Annotated in this window: 21 protein-coding genes; 13 read left to right on the top strand and 8 right to left on the bottom strand. The window is 69.9% G+C overall.

Going from position 1 to position 20,398, the window contains the following annotated elements; genetic code table 11:
- Window positions 1-26 precede the first annotated feature (26 nt).
- The gene (locus BLU81_RS33645) at window positions 27-593 is read right to left on the bottom strand and encodes a bacterial proteasome activator family protein (RefSeq protein ID WP_092558013.1); all 567 of its coding nucleotides are present in this window, start codon (window positions 591-593) and stop codon (window positions 27-29) included.
- 53 nt (window positions 594-646) lie between these two features.
- Window positions 647-1,477, bottom strand: coding sequence for a dimethylargininase (ddaH, locus tag BLU81_RS33640; protein WP_092550466.1), 831 nt, complete (start codon window positions 1,475-1,477; stop codon window positions 647-649).
- Between the two features lie 68 nt (window positions 1,478-1,545).
- On the opposite strand from ddaH, the gene BLU81_RS33635 reads away from it, so the two are divergent.
- Window positions 1,546-2,004: an Lrp/AsnC family transcriptional regulator gene (locus BLU81_RS33635; protein ID WP_092550464.1), complete on the top strand. Its 459-nt coding sequence runs from the start codon at window positions 1,546-1,548 to the stop codon at window positions 2,002-2,004.
- Here the strand turns inward: BLU81_RS33635 and BLU81_RS33630 are convergent.
- From BLU81_RS33630 to mobA, 3 genes are all read right to left on the bottom strand, one after another.
- On the bottom strand, window positions 2,001-3,089 hold the full coding sequence (locus BLU81_RS33630) for a T3SS (YopN, CesT) and YbjN peptide-binding chaperone 1 (protein WP_092550461.1): 1,089 nt from the start codon (window positions 3,087-3,089) through the stop codon (window positions 2,001-2,003). The two genes, BLU81_RS33635 and BLU81_RS33630, sit on opposite strands and share 4 nt — an antisense overlap.
- Before the next feature lie 81 nt (window positions 3,090-3,170).
- Window positions 3,171-3,410, bottom strand: a complete 240-nt coding sequence (locus BLU81_RS33625; protein WP_092558011.1) for a DUF6457 domain-containing protein — start codon at window positions 3,408-3,410, stop codon at window positions 3,171-3,173.
- Entirely contained in the window at window positions 3,407-3,988 is a 582-nt protein-coding gene (mobA, locus tag BLU81_RS33620; protein WP_092558009.1) for a molybdenum cofactor guanylyltransferase, read from the bottom strand. Before mobA ends, BLU81_RS33625 begins: the two co-directional genes overlap by 4 nt.
- A 147-nt stretch (window positions 3,989-4,135) precedes the next feature.
- On the opposite strand from mobA, the gene fdhD reads away from it, so the two are divergent.
- A complete protein-coding gene (fdhD, locus tag BLU81_RS33615; RefSeq protein ID WP_092550458.1) occupies window positions 4,136-4,963 on the top strand; it encodes a formate dehydrogenase accessory sulfurtransferase FdhD in 828 nt (275 codons plus the stop codon).
- Window positions 4,964-5,001: 38 nt separating this feature from the next.
- Window positions 5,002-6,618 (top strand): alkaline phosphatase D family protein, encoded by a 1,617-nt coding sequence (locus tag BLU81_RS33610; RefSeq protein ID WP_092550455.1) that lies wholly within the window; start codon window positions 5,002-5,004, stop codon window positions 6,616-6,618.
- A gap of 5 nt (window positions 6,619-6,623) precedes the next feature.
- Here the strand turns inward: BLU81_RS33610 and BLU81_RS33605 are convergent, their stop codons facing one another.
- Window positions 6,624-7,619 carry a DUF4192 domain-containing protein gene (locus BLU81_RS33605; protein ID WP_092558007.1) on the bottom strand — a complete coding sequence of 332 codons (996 nt, stop codon included), beginning with the start codon at window positions 7,617-7,619 and terminating at the stop codon, window positions 6,624-6,626.
- Between the two features lie 93 nt (window positions 7,620-7,712).
- The gene (locus BLU81_RS33600; RefSeq protein ID WP_092550452.1) at window positions 7,713-8,216 is read right to left on the bottom strand and encodes a GNAT family N-acetyltransferase; all 504 of its coding nucleotides are present in this window, start codon (window positions 8,214-8,216) and stop codon (window positions 7,713-7,715) included.
- A gap of 56 nt (window positions 8,217-8,272) precedes the next feature.
- On the opposite strand from BLU81_RS33600, the gene BLU81_RS33595 reads away from it, so the two are divergent.
- From BLU81_RS33595 to BLU81_RS33570, 6 genes are all read left to right on the top strand, one after another.
- On the top strand, window positions 8,273-9,160 hold the full coding sequence (locus BLU81_RS33595; RefSeq protein ID WP_092550449.1) for a fructosamine kinase family protein: 888 nt from the start codon (window positions 8,273-8,275) through the stop codon (window positions 9,158-9,160).
- 35 nt (window positions 9,161-9,195) lie between these two features.
- Window positions 9,196-10,209, top strand: coding sequence for a GTP 3',8-cyclase MoaA (gene moaA, locus BLU81_RS33590; protein WP_231953629.1), 1,014 nt, complete (start codon window positions 9,196-9,198; stop codon window positions 10,207-10,209).
- A gap of 5 nt (window positions 10,210-10,214) precedes the next feature.
- A complete protein-coding gene (locus tag BLU81_RS33585; RefSeq protein WP_092550443.1) occupies window positions 10,215-10,457 on the top strand; it encodes a MoaD/ThiS family protein in 243 nt (80 codons plus the stop codon).
- A 74-nt stretch (window positions 10,458-10,531) separates the two neighbouring features.
- Window positions 10,532-11,089, top strand: coding sequence for a DUF6939 family protein (locus BLU81_RS33580; protein ID WP_092550440.1), 558 nt, complete (start codon window positions 10,532-10,534; stop codon window positions 11,087-11,089).
- A gap of 113 nt (window positions 11,090-11,202) precedes the next feature.
- The gene (locus BLU81_RS33575; RefSeq protein ID WP_092550437.1) at window positions 11,203-12,501 is read left to right on the top strand and encodes a metallophosphoesterase; all 1,299 of its coding nucleotides are present in this window, start codon (window positions 11,203-11,205) and stop codon (window positions 12,499-12,501) included.
- A gap of 65 nt (window positions 12,502-12,566) precedes the next feature.
- Window positions 12,567-15,695: a UvrD-helicase domain-containing protein gene (locus BLU81_RS33570; protein WP_092558005.1), complete on the top strand. Its 3,129-nt coding sequence runs from the start codon at window positions 12,567-12,569 to the stop codon at window positions 15,693-15,695.
- Here BLU81_RS33570 and BLU81_RS51000 read toward each other — a convergent pair.
- Window positions 15,682-16,377: an A24 family peptidase gene (locus tag BLU81_RS51000; protein WP_231953627.1), complete on the bottom strand. Its 696-nt coding sequence runs from the start codon at window positions 16,375-16,377 to the stop codon at window positions 15,682-15,684. The genes BLU81_RS33570 and BLU81_RS51000 overlap by 14 nt on opposite strands.
- 76 nt (window positions 16,378-16,453) lie before the next feature.
- Between BLU81_RS51000 and BLU81_RS33560 the strand changes: the two genes are divergently transcribed.
- The 4 genes from BLU81_RS33560 (at window position 16,454) to BLU81_RS33545 (ending at window position 20,394) form a co-directional block, all read left to right on the top strand.
- Complete coding sequence (locus BLU81_RS33560) at window positions 16,454-17,059, top strand: LppU/SCO3897 family protein (protein ID WP_092558001.1); 606 nt, start codon at window positions 16,454-16,456, stop codon at window positions 17,057-17,059.
- Window positions 17,060-17,114: 55 nt separating this feature from the next.
- Window positions 17,115-18,320 (top strand): ATP-binding protein, encoded by a 1,206-nt coding sequence (locus BLU81_RS33555; protein ID WP_092550434.1) that lies wholly within the window; start codon window positions 17,115-17,117, stop codon window positions 18,318-18,320.
- Between the two features lie 27 nt (window positions 18,321-18,347).
- The gene (locus BLU81_RS33550; RefSeq protein ID WP_092550431.1) at window positions 18,348-18,857 is read left to right on the top strand and encodes a DoxX family protein; all 510 of its coding nucleotides are present in this window, start codon (window positions 18,348-18,350) and stop codon (window positions 18,855-18,857) included.
- Window positions 18,858-19,035: 178 nt separating this feature from the next.
- Window positions 19,036-20,394 carry a glycosyltransferase family 87 protein gene (locus BLU81_RS33545; RefSeq protein ID WP_231953626.1) on the top strand — a complete coding sequence of 453 codons (1,359 nt, stop codon included), beginning with the start codon at window positions 19,036-19,038 and terminating at the stop codon, window positions 20,392-20,394.
- Window positions 20,395-20,398 lie beyond the last annotated feature (4 nt).

Raw genomic sequence — 20,398 nt, 5'->3', positions numbered from 1 at the left:
GACCGCAGCGTACGGTAAATGTGTTTTTAGAGGTATTGACCCGTTTGTCCGGAAGCCTCAGCCACGCCTGCCGCGGGCTTACCGGGGATCATTGTGCCCGCGGGGAGGGCCGGCATGCCGGGGACGCCGCGCATCTGTTCGAGCTGGAGTCGCGCGGCCATCTGCTGGGCGACGAGGGCGGCCTGGATGCCGTGGAAAAGGCCTTCCAGCCAGCCGACCAGCTGGGCCTGGGCGATGCGCAGTTCGGCCTCGCTCGGCGGGGTCTCACCCTCGAACGGCAGGGACAGGCGCTCCAGTTCCTCGCGCAACTCGGGGGCCAGGCCGTCCTCCAGCTCCTTGATCGAACGCTGGTGAATCTCCCGCAGCCGAGTGCGACTGGCCTCGTCGAGTGGAGCGGCCCGCACCTCTTCGAGTAGTTGCTTGATCATGCTGCCAATGCGCATGACCTTCGCCGGCTGCTCGATGAGGTTGCCGGGCTCCTCGGGGATGAGCGCACCGTTCTCGTTGATCGTGCCCATCGGGCGGCCGTCGGGGCCCACCACGATGACGGTGCCGTCTTCCTGGGACTCGGTAGTTCGGGGGTCAGCGGTCATGCGCTCCATCTTTACGCACCGGTTCGAGCAAATGCTCGTGCGGTTGCTGAGGATCAGGCCCGTAGCTCGGCTACGGCACATTTGACGCTGCCGCCGCCACGTTTGAGTTCGGAGAGTTCGACGTGAACCGGCAGGTATCCGGCTTCCCGCACCTTGTGCCCCATCGCGACGGCCTCAGTGTTGAGGATCACGTGCCGGCCGTCGCTGACCAGGTTGAGGCCGAAGGCTTCGGCATCAGCCCGGTCGGCGAGCACCGCGTCCGGGAAGAGCTGGGCGAGGATCCGCTGGGATGCCGGCGAGAAGGCCCCGGGGTAGTAGGTGACGTGCCGGTCATCGAGGGCGGCCAGCGCGGTGTCCAGGTGGTAGAAGGCCGGGTCGACCAGCTTGAGGGAGATCACCGGGCGGCCCAGCACCTCCTGCGCCTCGGCGTGGGCGGCCGGGTCGGTGCGGAAGCCGTAACCGGCTAGGACGATGCCGCCGTACGCGTTCGGCAGGTACGCGAAGTCGCCCTCACCCTCGTTCACGTGCTCCGGAGCAACAAAACGCCAGTCGTCACCGCGTTGGTAGAACGTCCGGTGCTCGACCGCTTCGTTCGCCCGCTGTGGGTAGCGGAACCGGGCACCGTAGACGGTGCCGTCCACCGAGAAGGCGCCGTTCGCGGAGTAGACCATGTCCGGCAGGCCGGGCACCGGGTCGAGCACGTGCACGACGTGGCCGAGGCCGGTGAGCGTGGTGCGGAGCTTGTCCCACTGCCGGACCGCGAGATCGGCGTCGACTGCGGCGGTGGTGTCCATCCACGGGTTGATGGCGTACTCGACCGTGAAATGCTGAGGCGGACACATGAGGTATGTCCTGTTTCGCGGCAAGCGCTCCATGTAGCTCATGAGGCTAAAGCCTAGGTACGCTGAGTTGCAGCAAACAGCTCTAAATCTTGCTCCTCGGAGGCGAATCGTTGCAGATGGACGCGGTCGACCAGCGAATCATTGCGCTACTCGTCGCCGATGCCCGCGCTTCGTATGCCGAGATCGGTGCCAAGGTGTCGTTGTCCGCACCGGCGGTGAAAAGGCGCGTCGATCGACTGCGCTCGTCCGGGGTCATCAAGGGATTCACGGCTGTCATCGAGCCGGCCGCCGTGGGGTGGACCACCGAGGCCTTCGTCGAGCTGTTCTGCACCGGGCGGACCACCCCGGCCCAGATCACCGTCGCCGCCCGGCGGCATCCGGAAGTCGTCGGGGCCTACACGGTCTCCGGGCAGGCCGACGCGCTGGTGCACCTGCGGGCCGCCGACATCGGGCACCTCGAACAGGCGTTGGAGAAGCTGCGGGCGGAGCCCTTCGTGACCTCCACCCGCAGCATGGTGGTGCTGTCGCGCCTCGTGGAGACGCCTACCGCGTTGCCGCCGTCTCCTTAGAGGTACATCCCCGGGCGGTGGCCCTCGTCGCCGTCGGCGGCCTTCGGAGCGGCCGGCTTGTCACCCTCGCCGAAGAAGCGCTTGCCGCCGAACTCGCCGTGCAGCCGGTCGTCCAGCTCGTCGGCCAGACCTGTCATCACCTGCACCGCCAGCATCAGGTGGATCGACTGGAAGTTGCGGCCGAACACCGGGATCGACGCCCAGACCGTGTCCTGCGCGCAGTAGAGCCGGCCGATCGGCATGCGGTTGGTCAGCTCGGAGAGCTTCACGTAGAGCTGCTCGGTCGGCTCGACCTCGGTCAGGATCGGCGAGAACACGTCCACCAGTGGCGGGTTGTCCCGGATCCGGACGAAGACCATCGCCGAGCCGGCCCGGATGCCGATGTCACCGTCGGCGTCGACCTGAAGCTGGTCGACCGTGGTCTTGGACATGGTCGCGACGACCGTGCGGACCCGCTCTTCCAAGGGGACGAGGTCCTCGGCACTGACGCCGGCCAGCGCCCGGTCGAGGGCACTCTCGCCACCCAGGGCGTCGAGGGCCAGGTCGATGCTGGGCTCGTGCCGGGCGGTGCCCAGGGGGCTCGCGTCGATCGGCTCGTCCTCGTCGTCGTGCACCAGGTAGACGAGGAACGCCGGGTGCGGCGCGCCGTAGACGTCCCGCAGCGTCCGGGACACCACCGTGGCCAGCTGGATGGCCTTGTCCTGCGAGGAACGCAGACCGAACGAGTCACCCGAGCCGGCCAGCACCCCCGGCGGCGACCAGCCGAGCGCGACCAGGTCGGCGACCGTGGCGCGGTTCATCCGGAACTCCTGGGGCAACGCGGCGTTACCGACCGCGAGCGCCTCGACGACACCGTCCGCCAGCACCCGGATGCTGACCGAGTAGACGGCCGTGCCCGTGCCGGACGCGGTGGGGTCCAGGGTGAGGTCGACGTAGGAACCCGGCTGCAGGCCCGGCAACAGCCCGGCCAGGGCACTGGCGAACTCCCGCCATGCCTGGGTGACCTTGGCCCGTAGGTCGGCCGTCGTCGGCTCTTCGAGCAACACGCCTTCGTACGCCTCGCTCGCGGCGCCTTCTACCGTCATGATCGCGCACCTCCGTTCCCGTCACCCTATCGAGCGTTCCCGGGTCATGCGGGGGTACGGGGCCGGGTAGCTTTTCGCGACCTACGAGTCCAGCGTGGACCGACGCAACGCCAGCGCGCTGATCTTGGCGGCGGCCTCGACCGGATCGGCACCGGCGGCCACCGCGAGCCCGAGAACATACGCCGAGACCGGCGCCCCCGGCCGCAGAACGTTGTGTGCCACGTCACGGGCCATGTCGAGCACCTCCGTCGTCGGCACCTGAACGCCGTCCAGGCCGAGCTCGGCAGTGATCTCCGCCACCCACTGGTCCAACTCGCTCATCTGGCCCATTCCTCAGCGGTCCGCAGATCGTCGTCGGTGTCGCAGTCGAACCACGGCGGCGGCCCCGGACGGCGCCACGACACCTCGGCGACCCGGGAGTGTTCGAGCAGCGCCCGCACCGGTGCGCCGTGCAGACCGCCGCGCGCCTCGGCCAGCCGGGTGAGGGCGGCCCGCAGGCCGGCCGTCCGCCAGACACCACAGAGCAGTTGCAGGTGGCCGTCGGCGTCCCGGTAGAGCGCGCCCTCCATCGGCGCCGACTCCAGGGTGAGCCGCAGCACGTCGATCGCCTCACCGGTCAACAACGGCAGGTCAGCGGCGAGCAGAGCGGTGTAGGTGACCCGCTCCGGGACCAGCGCGAGCCCCGCCGCGGCAGCCGCCACCGGGCCACCACCAGCCGGTTGTTCTCGTGTCACGAGCACAGGAACGGGGAAGTCGCCGGGTATTCGCCCGACCACGATCCGAGGGTCGGCGTCATGCACCGCCGCCAGGACACGGGTGAGCATGGACTGGCCGGCAACCGTCATCGTCGGTTTGTCGGCACCACCCATCCGCCGTGCCGCACCACCGGCCAAGACCACCGCCGCGAATCCCCCCACGTGAGTACCGTATCCCGAGTGCGTGGCAAGCGTGACCACGCGCTCGGTTCGACGCCTTCGGGGGACCGGCGGCCGAGCCCTCGCCGATCGGGCCGGGACGATGCCGGGAGCAGGACGTAAGCTCCGGCCATGGCTCGGAGCACCGGCCGCCGCACGGTGGTCACCATCGATGTCAGCGCGCCCGCCGGCTCCCGGAGTCGCCAGGATCACCTCGCGGCCGAGGAGCCGCTGGAGATCCGGGTGCGCAAGAAGCCGCTCGCCGTCACCATGCGCACCCCCGGGCACGACATCGACCTGGCGATGGGTTTCCTGCTCAGCGAAGGCGTGATCAGCCAGGCCACGGACGTGACCACGGCACAACTGTGCGCCGGGACGGACACTCCGAACACCTACAACGTGGTGGACGTCGTGCTCGATCCGAGCGTGCCGCCGCCGGTCACCGACCCGACTCGGAACTTCTACACCACCAGTTCGTGCGGGGTCTGCGGCAAGGCCAGCATCGACGCAGTGCGGACCAAGTCGCGTTTCGACGTGGCCGGGTTCCCGCTGGAGGTCGCCGCCAAGACCCTGACGGAACTGCCCACGAAGCTGCGGGCCGCCCAGCGGACCTTCGACCGCACCGGCGGCCTGCACGCCGCCGGCCTTTTCACCACGGACGGTGAGTTGCTGGTGCTGCGGGAGGACGTGGGCCGGCACAACGCGGTCGACAAGGTGCTCGGGTGGGCGCTGCGGGAAGGCCGCCTGCCGCTGTCCGGGAACGTGCTGCTGGTCTCCGGCCGGGCCAGTTTCGAACTGGTCCAGAAGGCGTGGATGGCCGGGTTGCCGCTGCTGGCGGCGGTCTCCGCACCCAGCACCCTGGCGGTGGAGCTGGCCGAGGAATCCGGGATGACACTTGTCGGGTTCCTCCGCGAACCGAAGATGAACATCTATACCGGAGCACATCGCGTCACCGTTTGACCAGACGATGTTCACCCGGATCGCCAACCCTTCGATGCATGTCGATATCGCGTCGCACTCTGCTGGCCTCGGCCGCTGTGATCCCGCTGACCGGCGCCACCACTCCCGCCCGAGGACCGCTGTCCGGAGACCCGTTCACCCTGGGCGTCGCCTCCGGAGACCCGTCCCCGGACGGATTCGTGCTCTGGACCCGGCTCGCCCCGGTGCCCCTGGCCGCGGACGGGCTCGGTGGCATGCCGTCCCGGAACGTGCCGGTGACCTGGGAGATCGCCGACGACGAGCGGTTCCGGCGGGTGATCCGGCGCGGGATCACCACAGCCCGGCCGAGTCGTGCGCACGCCGTGCACGTCGAACTGGACGGGCTCGCTCCCGGGCGCGAGTTCTTCTACCGCTTCCGCGCCGAGCACTGGACCTCGCCGGTGGGCCGGACCCGGACCGCGCCCGCCCGCTGGTCGACCCCCGGGGCTCTGGCGATGTCGTTCGTCTCGTGCTCCCAGTACGAACACGGTTACTTCACCGCTTACCGCCGGCTGGCCGAGGACGAACCGGAACTGATCCTGCACCTCGGCGATTACCAGTACGAATACGCGCCGGACACCTACACCATCCCCGGCGGTAACCCGCGTGATCACGAGGGCCCGGAAACCGTGACGCTGGCGAACTATCGGCAGCGGCACGCCCAGTACAAGACCGATCCGGATCTTCAGGCGGCACACGCGGTCGCACCGTGGGCGGTGGTCTGGGACGACCACGAGACCGAGAACAACTGGGCCGACGAGGTGCCGGAACAGCCCGATCCGAACTTCGTCACCCGCCGGGCCGCGGCGTTCCAGGCGTACTGGGAGAACATGCCGTTGCGCCGCTCGTCGATCCCGAACGGCCTCGACATGCAGCTTTACCGTCGGCTGCACTGGGGCCGGCTGGCCACCTTCCACATGCTCGACACCCGGCAGTACCGGGACGACCAGGGCTGCGGTGACGGATACAAGGACTGCCCGGCCGCTTACGACCCGGCGCGCAGCATCACCGGTGCCGAACAGGAGTCCTGGCTGCTCGACGGTTTCCGCCGCTCCACCGCCCGCTGGGACGTCCTCGGCCAGCAGGTCTTCTTCGGGCAGCGGGACAACAACGCCGGACCGCAGAAGGTGCTGAGCATGGACTCGTGGGACGGTTACCAGGGCTCCCGGGACCGGATCACCCGCGGCTGGGTGGACGCTCGTGTCCGCAACCCGGTGGTGCTGACCGGTGACGTGCACGCCCACTGGGCCGACGACCTCAAGCTCGACTGGACCGATCCGACGTCGCGGACCGTCGGCACCGAACTGGTCTGCTCGTCGATCACCTCCGGCGGTGACGGCGCCGACGTGGCGAGCGGCAACCACTCCTGGGCGGCCTGGAACCCGCACCTGCGCTTTTACAACAACCAGCGCGGTTACGTCCGGACCCGGATCACCGGCGGCGCGCTGACCGCGGATTTCGTGGTGCTGCCCTATGTGACCGAGCCGGGAGCGGCGGCACACACCCGCGCCACCTTCGTCATCGAGGACCGGGTGCCCGGACTGCAGCGGATCGCCGACGCTCCGACCCCCTCGGCCGGGCTGCGCACCGCCGGGCCGGCCGAGGACACCGTCCGGCAGGAGACCTCGCGGCCCTGAACCGGTCATTTCCGCAATCCCCGTCGGATCATCCCGGGCGGCACCCCGAACCCGAGGATCTGGTGCAGCATCGCGGCGAGGTCATGGCCGGGCTCGGCGGCCAGCGCCCGGTCCACCGCGACCCGGGCCAGTGCACCACGCCCCAGCCGCCACGCGGTGAAACCGAGCAGGCAGGCGGGTGTCGGGACGTGGACCGGCTCGACCCGGCGCAGCACGTCGGTCCACAGCTGGATCCGCCACTCGGTGCCGTCGGTGCGGTCGAGGGCGTAATCCTCGACCGCACGGTCGGTGAGCAGCACGCCCAGCCAGGCGACCTCGTCGTCACTGAGGACCCCGCCGAACCGGAAGCGCTTCTCCGCCTCCCGGACGACCGGCCGCCCCGTCATCCGGATCCGTTTCGCAAGGGCCTTCCCCGCCAGCCCTTTCACCAGTTCGCGGAAGCGCAGCCGGGCCCGCTCGGTAGCCGCGGCCATCGACACCCGGGCCGGGCCGTCGACAGCCGCCAGCTGGGCGGCCAGCGCGGCCCGGCTGGGCAGAGCGACCTGACCGCGATAGGTGGCCTCGGCCGCGATCACGCTGTCCAGCGGCAGGCAGGGCCGGCCGTCCGGCGGACAGCAGACCGGGTCCTCGCACAGGTAGGACCACCAGCGCCCGTCACAGACCCGCATCACGTCGTGGACCCGCACGCCGGTGGCCCGTAACGCCTCCACCAGCGCGAGGACCACCGGGGTAACCCGCTGGGCCGGGCCGAATCCGACGATCACCATCATCTCGGGGCTCTGCCTGCGGATCACGTCGACGATGTCCCGGGCACCGATCTCGGCAGCGCCGACCTCGTCACGGCCGGGCGGCGGCAGGTCGAGGCATGCGGCGAAGGTGAGGTCGGGACCGCGCAGACCGAGCAGGGCGATGCTGTCGTGCGGGTGGTAACCCATCACGTAGGGCAGCGCCGCGATCAGCTCGGCAGGGCTGCGGACCACGAGCGAGGAGTCGAATCTCATGCCGGCCAGCGTGGCCGCCCCGGAAGACCGGCCGGGCGCCGGCATGCGGTGCCTGTGGACGACACGCCGGTTCGTCCACAGGCGCTGGTGCTGTCAAGAGCGGAACGGCAACTCGTGGAGTTGCAGGCCCTCCTGGTGCCGGGCATGGGTGTGCCGCTCCAGGTCCATGGTCAGTTCGATCGACGAGACCACGTCGTAACCAGCCGCGTGCAGGCTGCGGATCGCGTCCACGTTGCGGGACTCCGGCGAGATGGTCAGGGCCGTCATATTGCGGCGTTTCGCCTCGTCAGCGATGTGGTGCAGAAGTTTGCGGCCGACACCTTTGTGCCGGTGGGAGATGGTCACCACGACCGGGTCGACCTCGCCGGCCCGGTCTCGCATGATCAGCCCGACCATCCCGATCACCCCGTCGTCGGCGTGGTCGGCCACCCAGAGCCCGGAGAGGTCGAGCCGGGTGAGGTACTCCTCGAAACCCGCGCCGCCGTCGTCCCGGTGCTCCCCGTACATCTCGTTGTGCTGCCGGTTGAGCTCCGCCCAGAGGCGGCGGCCGGCCGAGTGATCACTCGGCCGGTACGAGCGCACGACGACAGGGGTCATGACGCCATCTTGCCTCGGAATGGAGACGTCCGTCACCGGAAGCGCAAGATAGGCGCGTGGACCTGGCGTACCTGCGCGCGCACCCCCAGCACCTACCGACATTTCTCACCCACCAGCGGATCCGGGAGACGCCGGTCGGCGGCGGCGGAGTCTGCACGGCCAGCCGGCTGACGCTGGACGACGGAGCATCGCTGTTCGCGAAGACCTGGCCGGGCGGAACCGCACCCGACGGCATGTTCCCGGCCGAGGCCGCCGGACTCGACTGGCTTCGCGACGCGGGCGGGGTACCCGTACCGGAAGTGATCGTCGCTCTTCCCGATCTGCTCGCGCTGGAGTGGATCGAACCGGGTGAACCGTCCCGCCGGGCCGCCGAACGCTTCGGCCGCGAACTCGCCGAGACACACCGCGCCGGCGCCGACCGGTTCGGGCTCGACCGGCCTGGATTCATCGGCCCGCTCCCGCTCGACAACACCCCTGATCAGCAGTGGGGCCCATGGTTCGCCGCCCGGCGACTGGCGCCCTACCTCGAGATCTCCGCCGATCGCGGTGCGCTCTCCGGCTCCGACATCGCGGTGGTCGAGGAGATCATCAAGACCATCGGCCGGTACGGGGGTGAAGAACCGCCCGCACGAATCCACGGCGACCTGTGGCCCGGCAACGTGCTGTGGGGAGCCGACGGCCGGGTACGGCTGGTGGATCCAGCCGCACACGGTGGTCACCGGGAGACCGACCTGGCCACCCTCGCGCTGTTCGGCGGCGTACCGCATCTGGATCTGATCCTCGCCTCCTACCAGGAGACGTGGCCGCTCGCCGACGGCTGGCGCGATCGGGTGCCGCTGCATCAGCTGCACCTCCTACTGGTGCACACCGCCGCGTTCGGCAGTGGATACCGGGCGGCGGTACTCGCCGTGGCCACCGCGTTGTCCACAGGGCGGCACGCGTGACGGCAGTTGTCATCGGAAGCGGATAGATTCGAGGTGTGCCCAACGCCCCGCTGCTCGATCGCTTCGGTCGGGTCGCCACCGATCTCCGTGTCTCGCTGACGGATCGATGCAACCTGCGCTGTACGTATTGCATGCCCGCCGAAGGTCTGGCCTGGATGCCGCAGCCGCAACAGCTCACCGACGACGAGGTGAAACGGCTGGTCCGGATAGCGGTGGAGCAGCTCGGGGTGACCGAGATCCGGTTCACCGGCGGTGAGCCGTTGATCCGGCGGGGCCTGGTCGGCATCGTCACCGAAGCGGCCGGCCTCACGCCCCGGCCGAGACTCTCGCTCACGACGAACGGGATCGGGCTGGACCGGACGGCCGTGGCCCTGCGCGACGCCGGGCTCGACCGGGTAAACGTCTCGCTCGACACGCTGGATCCCGCACGTTTCCATCAGCTGACGCTGCGCGATCGGCACGCCGACGTGCTCTCCGGCCTGCGGGCCGCGGTGGACGCCGGGCTCACGCCCGTGAAGATCAATACGGTGCTGATGCGCGGGGTCAACGACGACGAAGCCCCGGCTCTGCTGCGGTTCGCCCTGGACAACGGCTATCAGCTGCGGTTCATCGAGCAGATGCCGCTGGACGCCCAGCACCAGTGGGACCGGCACGAGATGGTCACCGCCGAAGAGATCCTGGCCGCGCTGGAGCCCTTCGGTCTTCAGCCGGACGATGTTTCACGTGGAACAGCGCCGGCCGAGACCTGGCTGATCCCCGATCACGTGGATGCCGCCGGAGAGCCCGCCCGGGTCGGGGTCATCGCCAGTGTGACCAGGCCGTTCTGTGGCGACTGCGACCGGACCCGACTCACCGCCGACGGCCAGGTCCGCAACTGCCTCTTCGCGACGTCCGAGAGCGACCTGCGGAAACTGCTCCGGGACGGCGCTTCCGACTCGGCGATCGCCGACGCCTGGCGGACCGCCATGTGGGGCAAACGCGCCGGTCACGGCATCGACGACCCGAAGTTCCTCCAGCCCGCCCGGCCCATGTCCGCAATCGGAGGTTGAGCCCATTGCTCACGGTGCGCTACTTCGCTGGGGCCCGCGCGGCCGCCAACGGCACGTCCAGCGAGACGGTCTCCGCGGCCAGCCTCGACGACCTGATCCAGGTGCTGACCGATCGGCACGGTGAGCGGCTGGCCCTGGTCCTGAAAGCGGCGAGCTTCCTGGTCGACGGTCTCGCCTGCCATGACCGCACGGTTCCACTCCCGGCGGGCGCCACGATCGACGTGCTCCCACCCTTCGCCGGCGGCTGACGGTAGACCGGCTGCGTGGCGTTCTTGTCATACCCCTCGGGCAGCATGTGGGCGAGGCCTGAGGGGGGTTGGTTGTGACGGTTCATGTCGCTAGTCGGCGGCGCAAGCCCGAGTCGGTTCGGGCCGCGTTTCCGGGGGCCACCGTCGTCGACGTGACCTCCCGGGCCGCCGAGCCGTGGGTGCGGCTCAGCCCGTTCTATCCGCACGGCGGGATTCCGGTGCCGCTCACGCCCGGGATCGTCGCCGCCTCGGTGGAGGGCGTCTGGCAGGCGCTGAAGGTGTTCGAGCAGTCCGACGTCGATCCCGGGAAACTGTCGGTGACCTCGATGACCGGGCTGAAGCGGACGGTCCGGCGGCACGGCCAGGTTCTCGGGCACCGGGCCGGGATCCACGGCGCGACCCTGCTGGATTACCGGACGGCCCGCTGGCAGATCTACCTGCCGACCTATCGGTGGGTGCTGGAGCACCGGGTTCCCGATCTGGTGGACCGGCTGCGCGAGATGGCGAGCGGCACCGTGGTCCTGCTCGACTACACCACCAACGGCGACCCGGCCGACACGTCGAGCCCGCTGTCGCACGCCGCCCTGCTCGCCCGGTTCCTGACCGATCACTGGCCCACCCCGCCAGCCTGAGGGGCGTGGTCGTGCACCGCGGCCGGGGATCCCGGGCCGTCGGGGAGACTGGGTCGGGCAAGCTGTGAGGTGGGCGCGGTCACGAGGTGGCCGGCTTGGGGAGGATTGGGTCGTTGTCGTTCATCGTGGTGGTTCTGCTCGTCATCGGCTTGATCCACCTGTACCTGTGGAAGCGACTCGTCCGGGATCCGTTGAGGCCGGGCATCTCCCGCCGGATCGGCACGGCGGTCGTCCTGCTGCTCGCCGTCCTGGCCCCGTTGACTCTGGTCGGGGTTCGGGCCGGCTATTTCCGGTGGCTCGCGTGGCCCGGCTATCTCTGGATCGCCGTGATGTTCTACCTGCTGGTGACCTTGGCCGTGCTGGAGATCCCTCAGCTGCTGGTGGACCGGCTGTGGGTCCGCGCCCGGAAAACCGAATCAGCCATCGCGCCGAGCACGTCAGTGGTCTCGACAGTCACCAGCAGCGCGGGGGAGACGGTCACCGGCGGCCTGGGGGAGACAGTCAGCGGCAGCTCGGAGGAGACAGCTACCGGCGGCCCGGGGGCGACAGCTGCCGCCGAGGGCGGGGATCCGGCGGATGACGATCGTCCGGGGCTTGAGCGGCGGCTGCTGCTGGCTCGTGGGGCGGCGATCTTCGCCGGTCTGACGGCTACCGGCATCACCGGGTACGGCGTGAAGACCGCGACCGGAATGCCGCAGATCGACCGGTTCCCGATGCCGATGCCGAAGCTGCCACGGGCCATGGACGGGACCAGGCTGGCGGTCGTCTCGGACATTCACATCGGCCCGCTGACCGGGGTGGATCACGCACGCCGGATCGTTCAGGTGATCAACTCGGTGAACGCGGACCTGGTCTGTGTCGTCGGCGACCTGGTCGACGGGAGTGTGGCCGAGCTGGGCCGGTTCGCCGCGCCGCTGGCGGACATCCAGTCGCGGCATGGGGCGTTCTTCGTCACGGGCAACCACGAGTACTACTCGGGCGCCGAGGAGTGGATTCAGGAAGTGGACCGCCTGGGGATCCGGCCGTTGCGCAACGAGCGGGTCGCGATCAACGGCCTGGACCTGGCGGGGGTGAACGACCTGACCGGTGCGCAGCAGGGTGACCCCGCGGATTACGCCCGTGCGCTGGGCGACCGGGACACCACCCGGCCGGTCGTGTTGATGGCCCATCAGCCGGTGGCCGCGAGGGACGCCGCGCCGTTCGGGGTGGACCTGCAGGTCTCCGGTCACACGCACGGTGGTCAGATGGCGCCGTTCAACATGCTCGTGAAGTTGCAACAGCCGGTAGTGTCCGGCTTCGGGGAGGTGGACGGCGTGCCGGTTTATGTGACCAACGGTGCGGGTTTCTGGGGTCCGCCGGTTCGGGTAGGAGCGCCTCCGCAGGTCACTGTCATCGAATTACGAGTGGCGTAACCCATCAAGATCGGTAAGTGTGTTTGAGCGTGGCGAAGCGTGGCGAGACCGACGGTCGTGACAGGATGCGAGGTGTGGAGGTCAGCACGGATACATATGTCGCGGACCTGCACATTCATTCGCGCTTCTCGCGAGCTTGCAGCCGTGACCTGACGCTGCCGAACCTGGCGTGGTGGGCCCGGCGTAAGGGCATCGCCCTGCTCGGCACCGGTGACTTCACCCACCCGGCATGGTTCGAGCATCTGAAGGAGAGCCTGGAGCCCGCTGAGCCGGGCCTGTTCCGGCTCGCCGACGAGAAGCCGGTGACGAAGCGGTTGCCGGGCTCGCTGCGGGGCACCACGCCCGCCCGGTTCATGCTGAGCGTCGAGATCTCGACGATCTACAAGCGGGATGACAAGACCCGCAAGGTCCACCATCTGCTCTACGCACCGGACTTCGCGACGGTCGAGAAGATCAACACCGCGCTGGGCCGGATCGGCAACCTGACCGCGGACGGCCGGCCGATCCTCGGTCTGGACTCGCGGAACCTCCTGGAGATCACCCTGGAGGCGGGCGGTTATCTGATCCCGGCGCACATCTGGACGCCGTGGTTCTCCGCACTCGGTTCGAAATCGGGCTTCGACGCGATCGCCGACTGCTACGCCGACCTGGCCGATCAGGTGACCGCGGTGGAGACCGGCCTCTCCTCCGACCCGGAGATGAACTGGCGGGTCTCCAGCCTGGACCGGTACCGCCTGGTCTCGAACTCGGACGCGCACTCCCCGGCCGCTCTGGCCCGTGAGGCGACCCTGTTCACCGGCACCCCGGACTATTTCGCGGTGCGCGACGGTGTCGGTCAGGCCGGCACGCTGGAGTTCTTCCCCGAGGAGGGCAAGTACCACGCCGACGGCCACCGGGCCTGCGGGGTGAACTGGGAGCCGGCGAAGACGCGTGCCGTGAACGGCCGCTGCCCGGAGTGTGGCCGCGGGCTGACCGTGGGTGTGCTGAGCCGGATCGAGGATCTGGCCGACCGCCCGCTCGGTTTCCACAAGAACGACCACGTCGAGCACCTGATCCAGCTGCACGAGATCATCGGCGAGATCCACGGGGTGGGCCCGAAGTCGAAGACGGTCGAGTCGCAGCTCAACCCCCTGGTCGCCACGCTTGGCTCGGAGTTGGACATCCTGCGTAAGGTGCCGGTCGACGAGATCGGCAAGGTGGGCGGCGACGAACTCCAGGAGGCGATCACCCGGTTGCGGCGCGGCGACGTGCGGCGGGTGCCCGGCTACGACGGCGAGTACGGCGTGATCACCCTGTTCGATCCGGGTGAACTGCGTAACCGCAAGAGCGCCCCACAGACCGAGACACTCTTCGACTTCCCGGCCGACCTGCCGAAGCCGAAGCCCGAGCCGGCGAAGGATCGGGCGAGGACGAAGACCAAGCCGGCGAAGGAGAAACCGGCGCCGCCGCCGCTGGCCACGCCGCCGAGCCCGCACGAGCCGTTCGAGCCGATGCTGGCCGGGATGGAGGAGGTCGGCACCGGGCTGCTGGACCGTCTCGACGCGATGCAGCGGGTGGCCGCTTCCGCACCGGGTGGACCGTTGCTGATCGTCGCCGGCCCGGGGACCGGCAAGACGCGCACGCTGACCCACCGGATGGCGTACCTCTGTGCCGAACTGGGCGTCTTCCCGGAGCGCTGTCTGGCGATCACGTTCACCCGGCGGGCTGCCGCGGAGCTGAAGGAGCGTCTGGAGGCGCTGCTCGGAGACGTGGCCGAGGACATCACGGTGGGCACGTTCCACTCGCTGGGCCTGATCATGCTGAAGGAGAACGCGAAGGCCGCCGGGCTGGCTTCGGGCTGGCGGATCGCCGACGAGCAGGAGCGGGCGCTGGCCCGTGAGCAGGCCGGCGAGGACGACGCGGCGTACCGGAAGCTGCTGCGTCAGCAGGACCTGGTGGATCTGGACGACCTGATCAGCGTGCCGGTGGAATTGCTGCGCAACGATCCGGCGCTGGTCGAGAAGTACCGCAAGCGCTGGCAGTGGATCTTCGTGGACGAGTACCAGGACGTCGACGACCTGCAGTACGAGCTGTTGCGCCTGCTCAGTCCGCCGAACGGCAACCTGTGCGCGATCGGCGACCCGGATCAGGCGATCTACTCGTTCCGCGGTGCCGATGTGCAGTACTTCCTGCGTTTCAACGCCGACTTCGTGGACGCCCGGCTGGTCCGGCTGACCCGCAACTACCGGTCGTCGGCGCCGATCCTGGCCGCGGCGGTGCAGGCCATCGCCCCGTCGACGCTGGTCAGCGGGCGGCGGCTGGACCCGGCACGGCTGGACCCGGAGGCGGCTCTGGTGGGCCGCTACCCGGCGCGGAGTGTCTCCGACGAGGCGGACTTCGTCCTTCGTACGATCGATGAGCTTGTCGGGGGTCTCTCCCATCGCTCGCTCGACTCGGGCCGGGTCGACTCCCGCAACGCACCCGTCGGCAATCTGTCGTTCGCTGACATCGCCGTGCTCTATCGCACCGACGCCCAGTCCGGGCCGATCGTCGACGCGCTGTCCCGGGCCGGTGTGCCGGTGCAGAAGCGTTCGCACAACCGGTTGCGGGACCGGCCCGGTGTCCCGGAGATCGCCCGGGAGCTGCGGCATGCGGGCGGACCGAGTGGTCCGCTGGTGGCCCGGATCAAGGCGGCCGGCCAGGTGCTGGCCCAGCGGTGCGCGGCGCCCACGCTCGACGGTGATCAGCTCGCTCCCGAGGACGTCTGGGCCGCCGTGGAGTTGCTGCGGCCGCTGGCCGAGCGGGTCGGCGACGATCTGCCGATGTTCCTGCAGCAGCTGGCGACGGGCGCCGAGGTGGACGCGCTGGACCCGCGGGCGGAGGCGGTCAACCTGTTGACGCTGCACGCCGCGAAGGGCCTGGAGTTCCCGGTGGTGTTCCTGGTCGGTTGTGAGGACGGCCTGTTGCCGTTGCGCTGGCCGGGTTCGGCGCCGTCGGAGGAGGAGGTCGCGGAGGAGCGGCGGCTGTTCTTCGTCGGCTTGACCCGGGCGCAGGATCGGCTGTACGTGAGCTATTCGGCGACGCGGTTCCGGCACGGCAAGGAGCGGGAGCAGGCCCCGACACCGTTCCTCGACGTGATCGATTCCGGACTTTTCGAGAGGCTGGGCGAGGCTGCCCCGGCCCGGCCGAAGGACCGTCAACTCAGATTGCTGTGACGGACGTGCCGAGGCCCGCATAGAAGCCGAACAGAAGCGCCGGCCCGAACGGGATCGGCCTTCCCCGACGGGTCACCAGCAACCAGGCGGCGATCGCGCCGTTGAGCAGGTGGGCGGTGCCGAAACCGACGGCCACCGCCGGCCAGCCCGCGAATCCGAGCAGGAACGCCAGTGTCGCTCCGAGTTTCACGTCGCCGAGGCCGAGGCCTCGCCCGGGTAGCAGGGCGATCACCAGATAGGTGGCGCCGACCAGCAGCCCGGCGGCCAGCGCGGGAACGATCCGGCCGGGGAGCAGCAGGGCGAGCGGGATGCCGCCGATGAGCGCGAGCGCTCCGACCAGCCGGTCGGGCAGCCGCAGGCAACCCAGGTCGATCATCGCCAGCAGCAGGCCGGGGACGGCGGCGAGCAGGTGGACGGGAAGTTGCGGCACCGGCCCGAGCAGCGCCGCCAGAAACCCGGCGAGCAGTGCGAACGTGACGACCGGCCGGTGCCCGCGGACACAGCAGGACGGTCCAGTATGGACCCACCCGGGGATTCCAGGTAGGAATGGGCGCCCGCATCGGTCGCACGCCGTGCGGGCCGGCGTTCCGAAGGGGACGGTCAGCCGGTCCGCGATCCGGGGCAGGAACGCACCGGCCGCTGCGCCGAAGAGCATCGACAAGATCACCAAGTGTGACGACACGAACGTGAAAGGTAGCCGATTGCCCGCCGCACGCTACGGTGGCAGGCAGCGTAGACCGCTTCTGGAGGAACCCCCGATGTCGCAGAACGGGCCGTACCCTGCTCAACCGTGGCAGCAGGGCGGCAGCCCCGAGGAGCAGTACTCGGAAGCCTCCGATCCCTGGGTCGGGCAGGATCCGTCCTGGATTCCGCATCAGCAGCAGTACGCGGCGGCACCACAACCGCCCCCGGCCCCGGTGCGGGAGAACCGGCAGCGACCCCGGCGGGGTTTCGCGATGGGTGCCATGGTCGCGGTGCTGAGCGTGCTGGTCGGTGGAGGGCTGGCGACCGTCGCCTGGTTCGTGCTGGGTGACAAGCAGGAGCCGGAGCAACCGGCCGCGATCACCGCGACGACTCCGGCCGTGCACGTGCCACGGCCGCAGACCAGTGAGGACGCGCGCTTCGCGGCGAAGGGCCAGTGCGTCCGCAACGAGGGTACGAACGCCGAACCGGAGCTGCGGATCGTCGAGTGCACGGCGCACACGTACGAGATCTTGAAGCGCATCGACGGCCGCACCACCGGCGAGAAGGACGCGGTCGGTAAATGCGCGAAGGTCCCGAAATATACCAAGTGGTACTACTACGACACTGAGTACGACGACGTCGATTTTGTCCTGTGCCTCCGCGAGTATGAGCCCGTCTAGCAGAATCTAGCTGATTCCGTAGAGTGCTCAAGACGTAGTGATACGGTGCTACGTCATGGATCCGGTGCGCAACCCGTACGCCCCCGGCGCCGGTCAGCGACCACCCGAGCTGGCCGGGCGCAACCGCGAGCTGGACGCCTTCGACATCGTCCTGGAGCGGGTCGCCCGCGGCCGCCCCGAGCGCAGTCTGGTCCTGACCGGCCTGCGCGGCGTCGGCAAGACGGTGCTGCTCAACACGCTGCGCTCGGCGGCGATCGGACGGCTCTGGGGCACCGGCAAGATCGAGGCCCGGCCGGACCAGTCGTTGCGCCGCCCGGTCTCCGGCGCGCTGCACATGGCGATCCGTGAGTTGGCCCCGCACCATCGGGACCCGGATCGGGTGGACGAGGTGCTGGGCGTGCTCAAGGCGTTCGCACTGCGGGCCAACGACGAGAACGCCAAGCTGCGGGACCGGTGGACACCCGGCATCGACGTACCCCCGGCTCGCGGTCGTGCCGACTCCGGCGACATCGAGATCGATCTGGTCGAGCTGTTCACCGACGTCGCTTCGCTGGCCACTGACGTGGGCACCGGGATCGCCCTGTTCATCGACGAGATGCAGGACCTGAGTGCCACCGACGTGTCGGCGCTCTGCGCGGCGTGTCACGAGTTGTCGCAGCTCGGGGCGCCGCTGATCGTGGTCGGCGCCGGGCTGCCGCATCTGCCGGCCGTGTTGTCGGCCGCCAAGTCGTACTCCGAGCGGCTGTTCCGCTATGCCCGGATCGACCGGCTGGACCGGGACGCCGCCGATCTCGCGCTGGGGGTGCCGGCCGAGCGGGAGGGGGTGGACTACGACCAGGAGGCCCTGGATCTGCTGTACGAGAAGTCGGGCGGATATCCGTACTTCGTCCAGGCGTACGGCAAGGCGACCTGGGATCACGCGCCGCAGTCACCGATCACCGCCGCCGACGTCCGGGTGGCCGCGCCGGAGGCCGAGGGTGAGCTGGCGGTCGGCTTCTTCGGCTCCCGGTTCGAGCGGGCCACCCCGGCCGAGCGGGAGTACATGCGGGCCATGGCGGCGCTCTCCGACGACCCCGGCAACGACATGGACGCCGCGGTGCCGACCTCGGAGATCGCGGTCTCGCTCGGGCGTAAGCCGGCCAGCCTGTCCCCGGCTCGGGACGCGCTGATCAAAAAGGGACTCATCTACTCGGGCGAGCGAGGGACCGTGGCGTTCACCGTCCCGCACTTCGGCCGGTACCTCCGAACCCAGCCGGTGTGAGGGCCCAGTTGCGGGTATAACCAGGACATGAGGCCCGTACGCACCGCTGCCCGCGCCATGCTCGGATCGATTTTTGTGCTCGACGGCGTCCGCACTCTGGCTCAGCCGGAGAAGCGGGCCGAGGCGGCTCGCCCGCTCGCCGACCGGGCCCGGCCGTTCCTGGAGCGAGCCGATCCACGCCTGCCCACCGACCCGGTCACTCTGGTCCGGGTGAAGGCCGTCGCCGACGTGCTGGCCGGTCTGGCTCTGGCCACCGGGCGCTTCACCAGGCCGGCCGCCGCGGTCCTGGCCACCGGCCTGGTGGCGCACACCCTGTCCGACCGGGACAACCGCGATCAGGTGCTGCGGGACCTTGGTCTGCTCGGCGGGCTGCTGCTGGCGGCGGCCGACACCGAGGGCCGTCCCGGACTGCGTTACCGCACGTCACACGCGGTGCAACGGAGCCGGCGGACGGCTCGCCGGGCACTGCGTACCGCCAAGCGGGAAGCCCGGATCGCCACCCTCTCGGCCGCCACTGCGCGCAAATTGCCCGGCTAACAACCTTATTGCGGCCTTTGCGTTAAAGCGGACGAGGGGCCCAAGCTCGCTTCCGCTCGGCTACGACCTGCCGCTCCTCGCTCTTCGCTCCTCGCCAAGGCAGGCGGGACGAACCGGCAGGCTATGCCGTGCCCGGTAACGAGACGGGGGTCGCGGCATGCCGGCGAACAACAAGCGCGTGCGATCAGGATGGGTCGCGCTGGGCGTCCTGGTCACGGTTGCGATCATCACCCTTTGCCTGCGCTGGTACGAGTTGAGCACGCTCGCCGTCAACCACCAGGCGATCCGGGGCTGGCTGGACGGGGACGGGCTCTACACGTACCGCGACCCCGGCACGCAGACCGGCACCACCCTGCCGCCCGCGCTGGCCATCCTGCTGACCCCACTAGCCCTGCTGCCGCTGCACGGGGCCGGCTGGCTGCTGGCGCTGGCCGGAACCGCCGCCCTCCTGCTCGTCGCCCTGATCGTCGCCGGACCGGTGGCCCGCCGTCACGGGCAGCGGCGTACTCCGTTCGTACTCGGTGTCGCCGCTCTGGCTCTGCTGGCCGAACCGGTCCGCGCCGTCATCGGTCTCGGCCGGCCCGAACTGCTGATCGTCGCCCTGGTCGCCGTCGACCTGGTGGCACTCCGCCGGGCCGCCCGGATCCGGCACCGTGCCCTGGCCGGGATCCCCGCCCTCCGGCGGCTGCCGATCTCCCGGCGCTGGTCCCGCCCCGGAACCTCCCATCCGGGGGCCGCCCATCAGGGAACCTCGCGGCCGGGGATCACCCGGCCGCGACCCGGGCCGTTCCGCCGGATCTGGACCGGTGGTTCGTGGGCCGGACTCGGCACCGGCCTGGCCGTCACGTTCAGCGCCACCTCGCTGCTGTTCGTGATCTACCTGGTGATCACCCGGCAGCGGCGGGCCGCCGGCACCGCCCTGGCCACGGCCGCGGCGGTCATCCTCGCCGCCCTGCTGGTGGCTCCGGCGGAAACCCTCGCCTGGTACGGCACGACGATGTGGGAACTCGACCGGCCCGCCCCGATCAGCGACCCCGGCAACCAGTCCCTGGCCGGTGTGATGGCCCGGCTCTACGGCTTCCCCGCCCCGCCGGTCCTGGTGTGGTTCTCGTTCGGCATCCTGCTGCTCGCCGTCGGCCTGATCCGGGCCCGGTCCGCACACACCGAAGGCGACGAGGTGGCCGCGTTCACCCTGGTCGGGCTGACCGTCGCGGTCACCGGGCCGGCCAGCACCGCCGCGGAGAGCCTGTGGATGCTGCCCGCCGTCCTGATCCTGGCCGACACCGGCCTCCGCCGGCACCGCAGCGCCCGCCTACCGCGGCAGGCGCGCCTCGCCGGAACCTGGTACCTGGTGGCCGCCGCGTTCGGTTACCTGACGGTGGTCGCCACCCCGGCCTGGTCACTTGTCTGGAACGTACCGGCGGCGACGATGATCCTGCTGGTCAACATCCTGCCGTCCCGGCACGCCTCACCGCCGCTGGCCACCACCAGCCCCACCCGGCGCCGGGCCGCCATCCCCCTGCCCCGAGGGGGTTGAGCCG

The organism is Actinoplanes derwentensis (assembly GCF_900104725.1).
GTDB lineage: Bacteria > Actinomycetota > Actinomycetes > Mycobacteriales > Micromonosporaceae > Actinoplanes > Actinoplanes derwentensis.
This window is presented reverse-complemented; position numbering and strand designations above follow the sequence as displayed.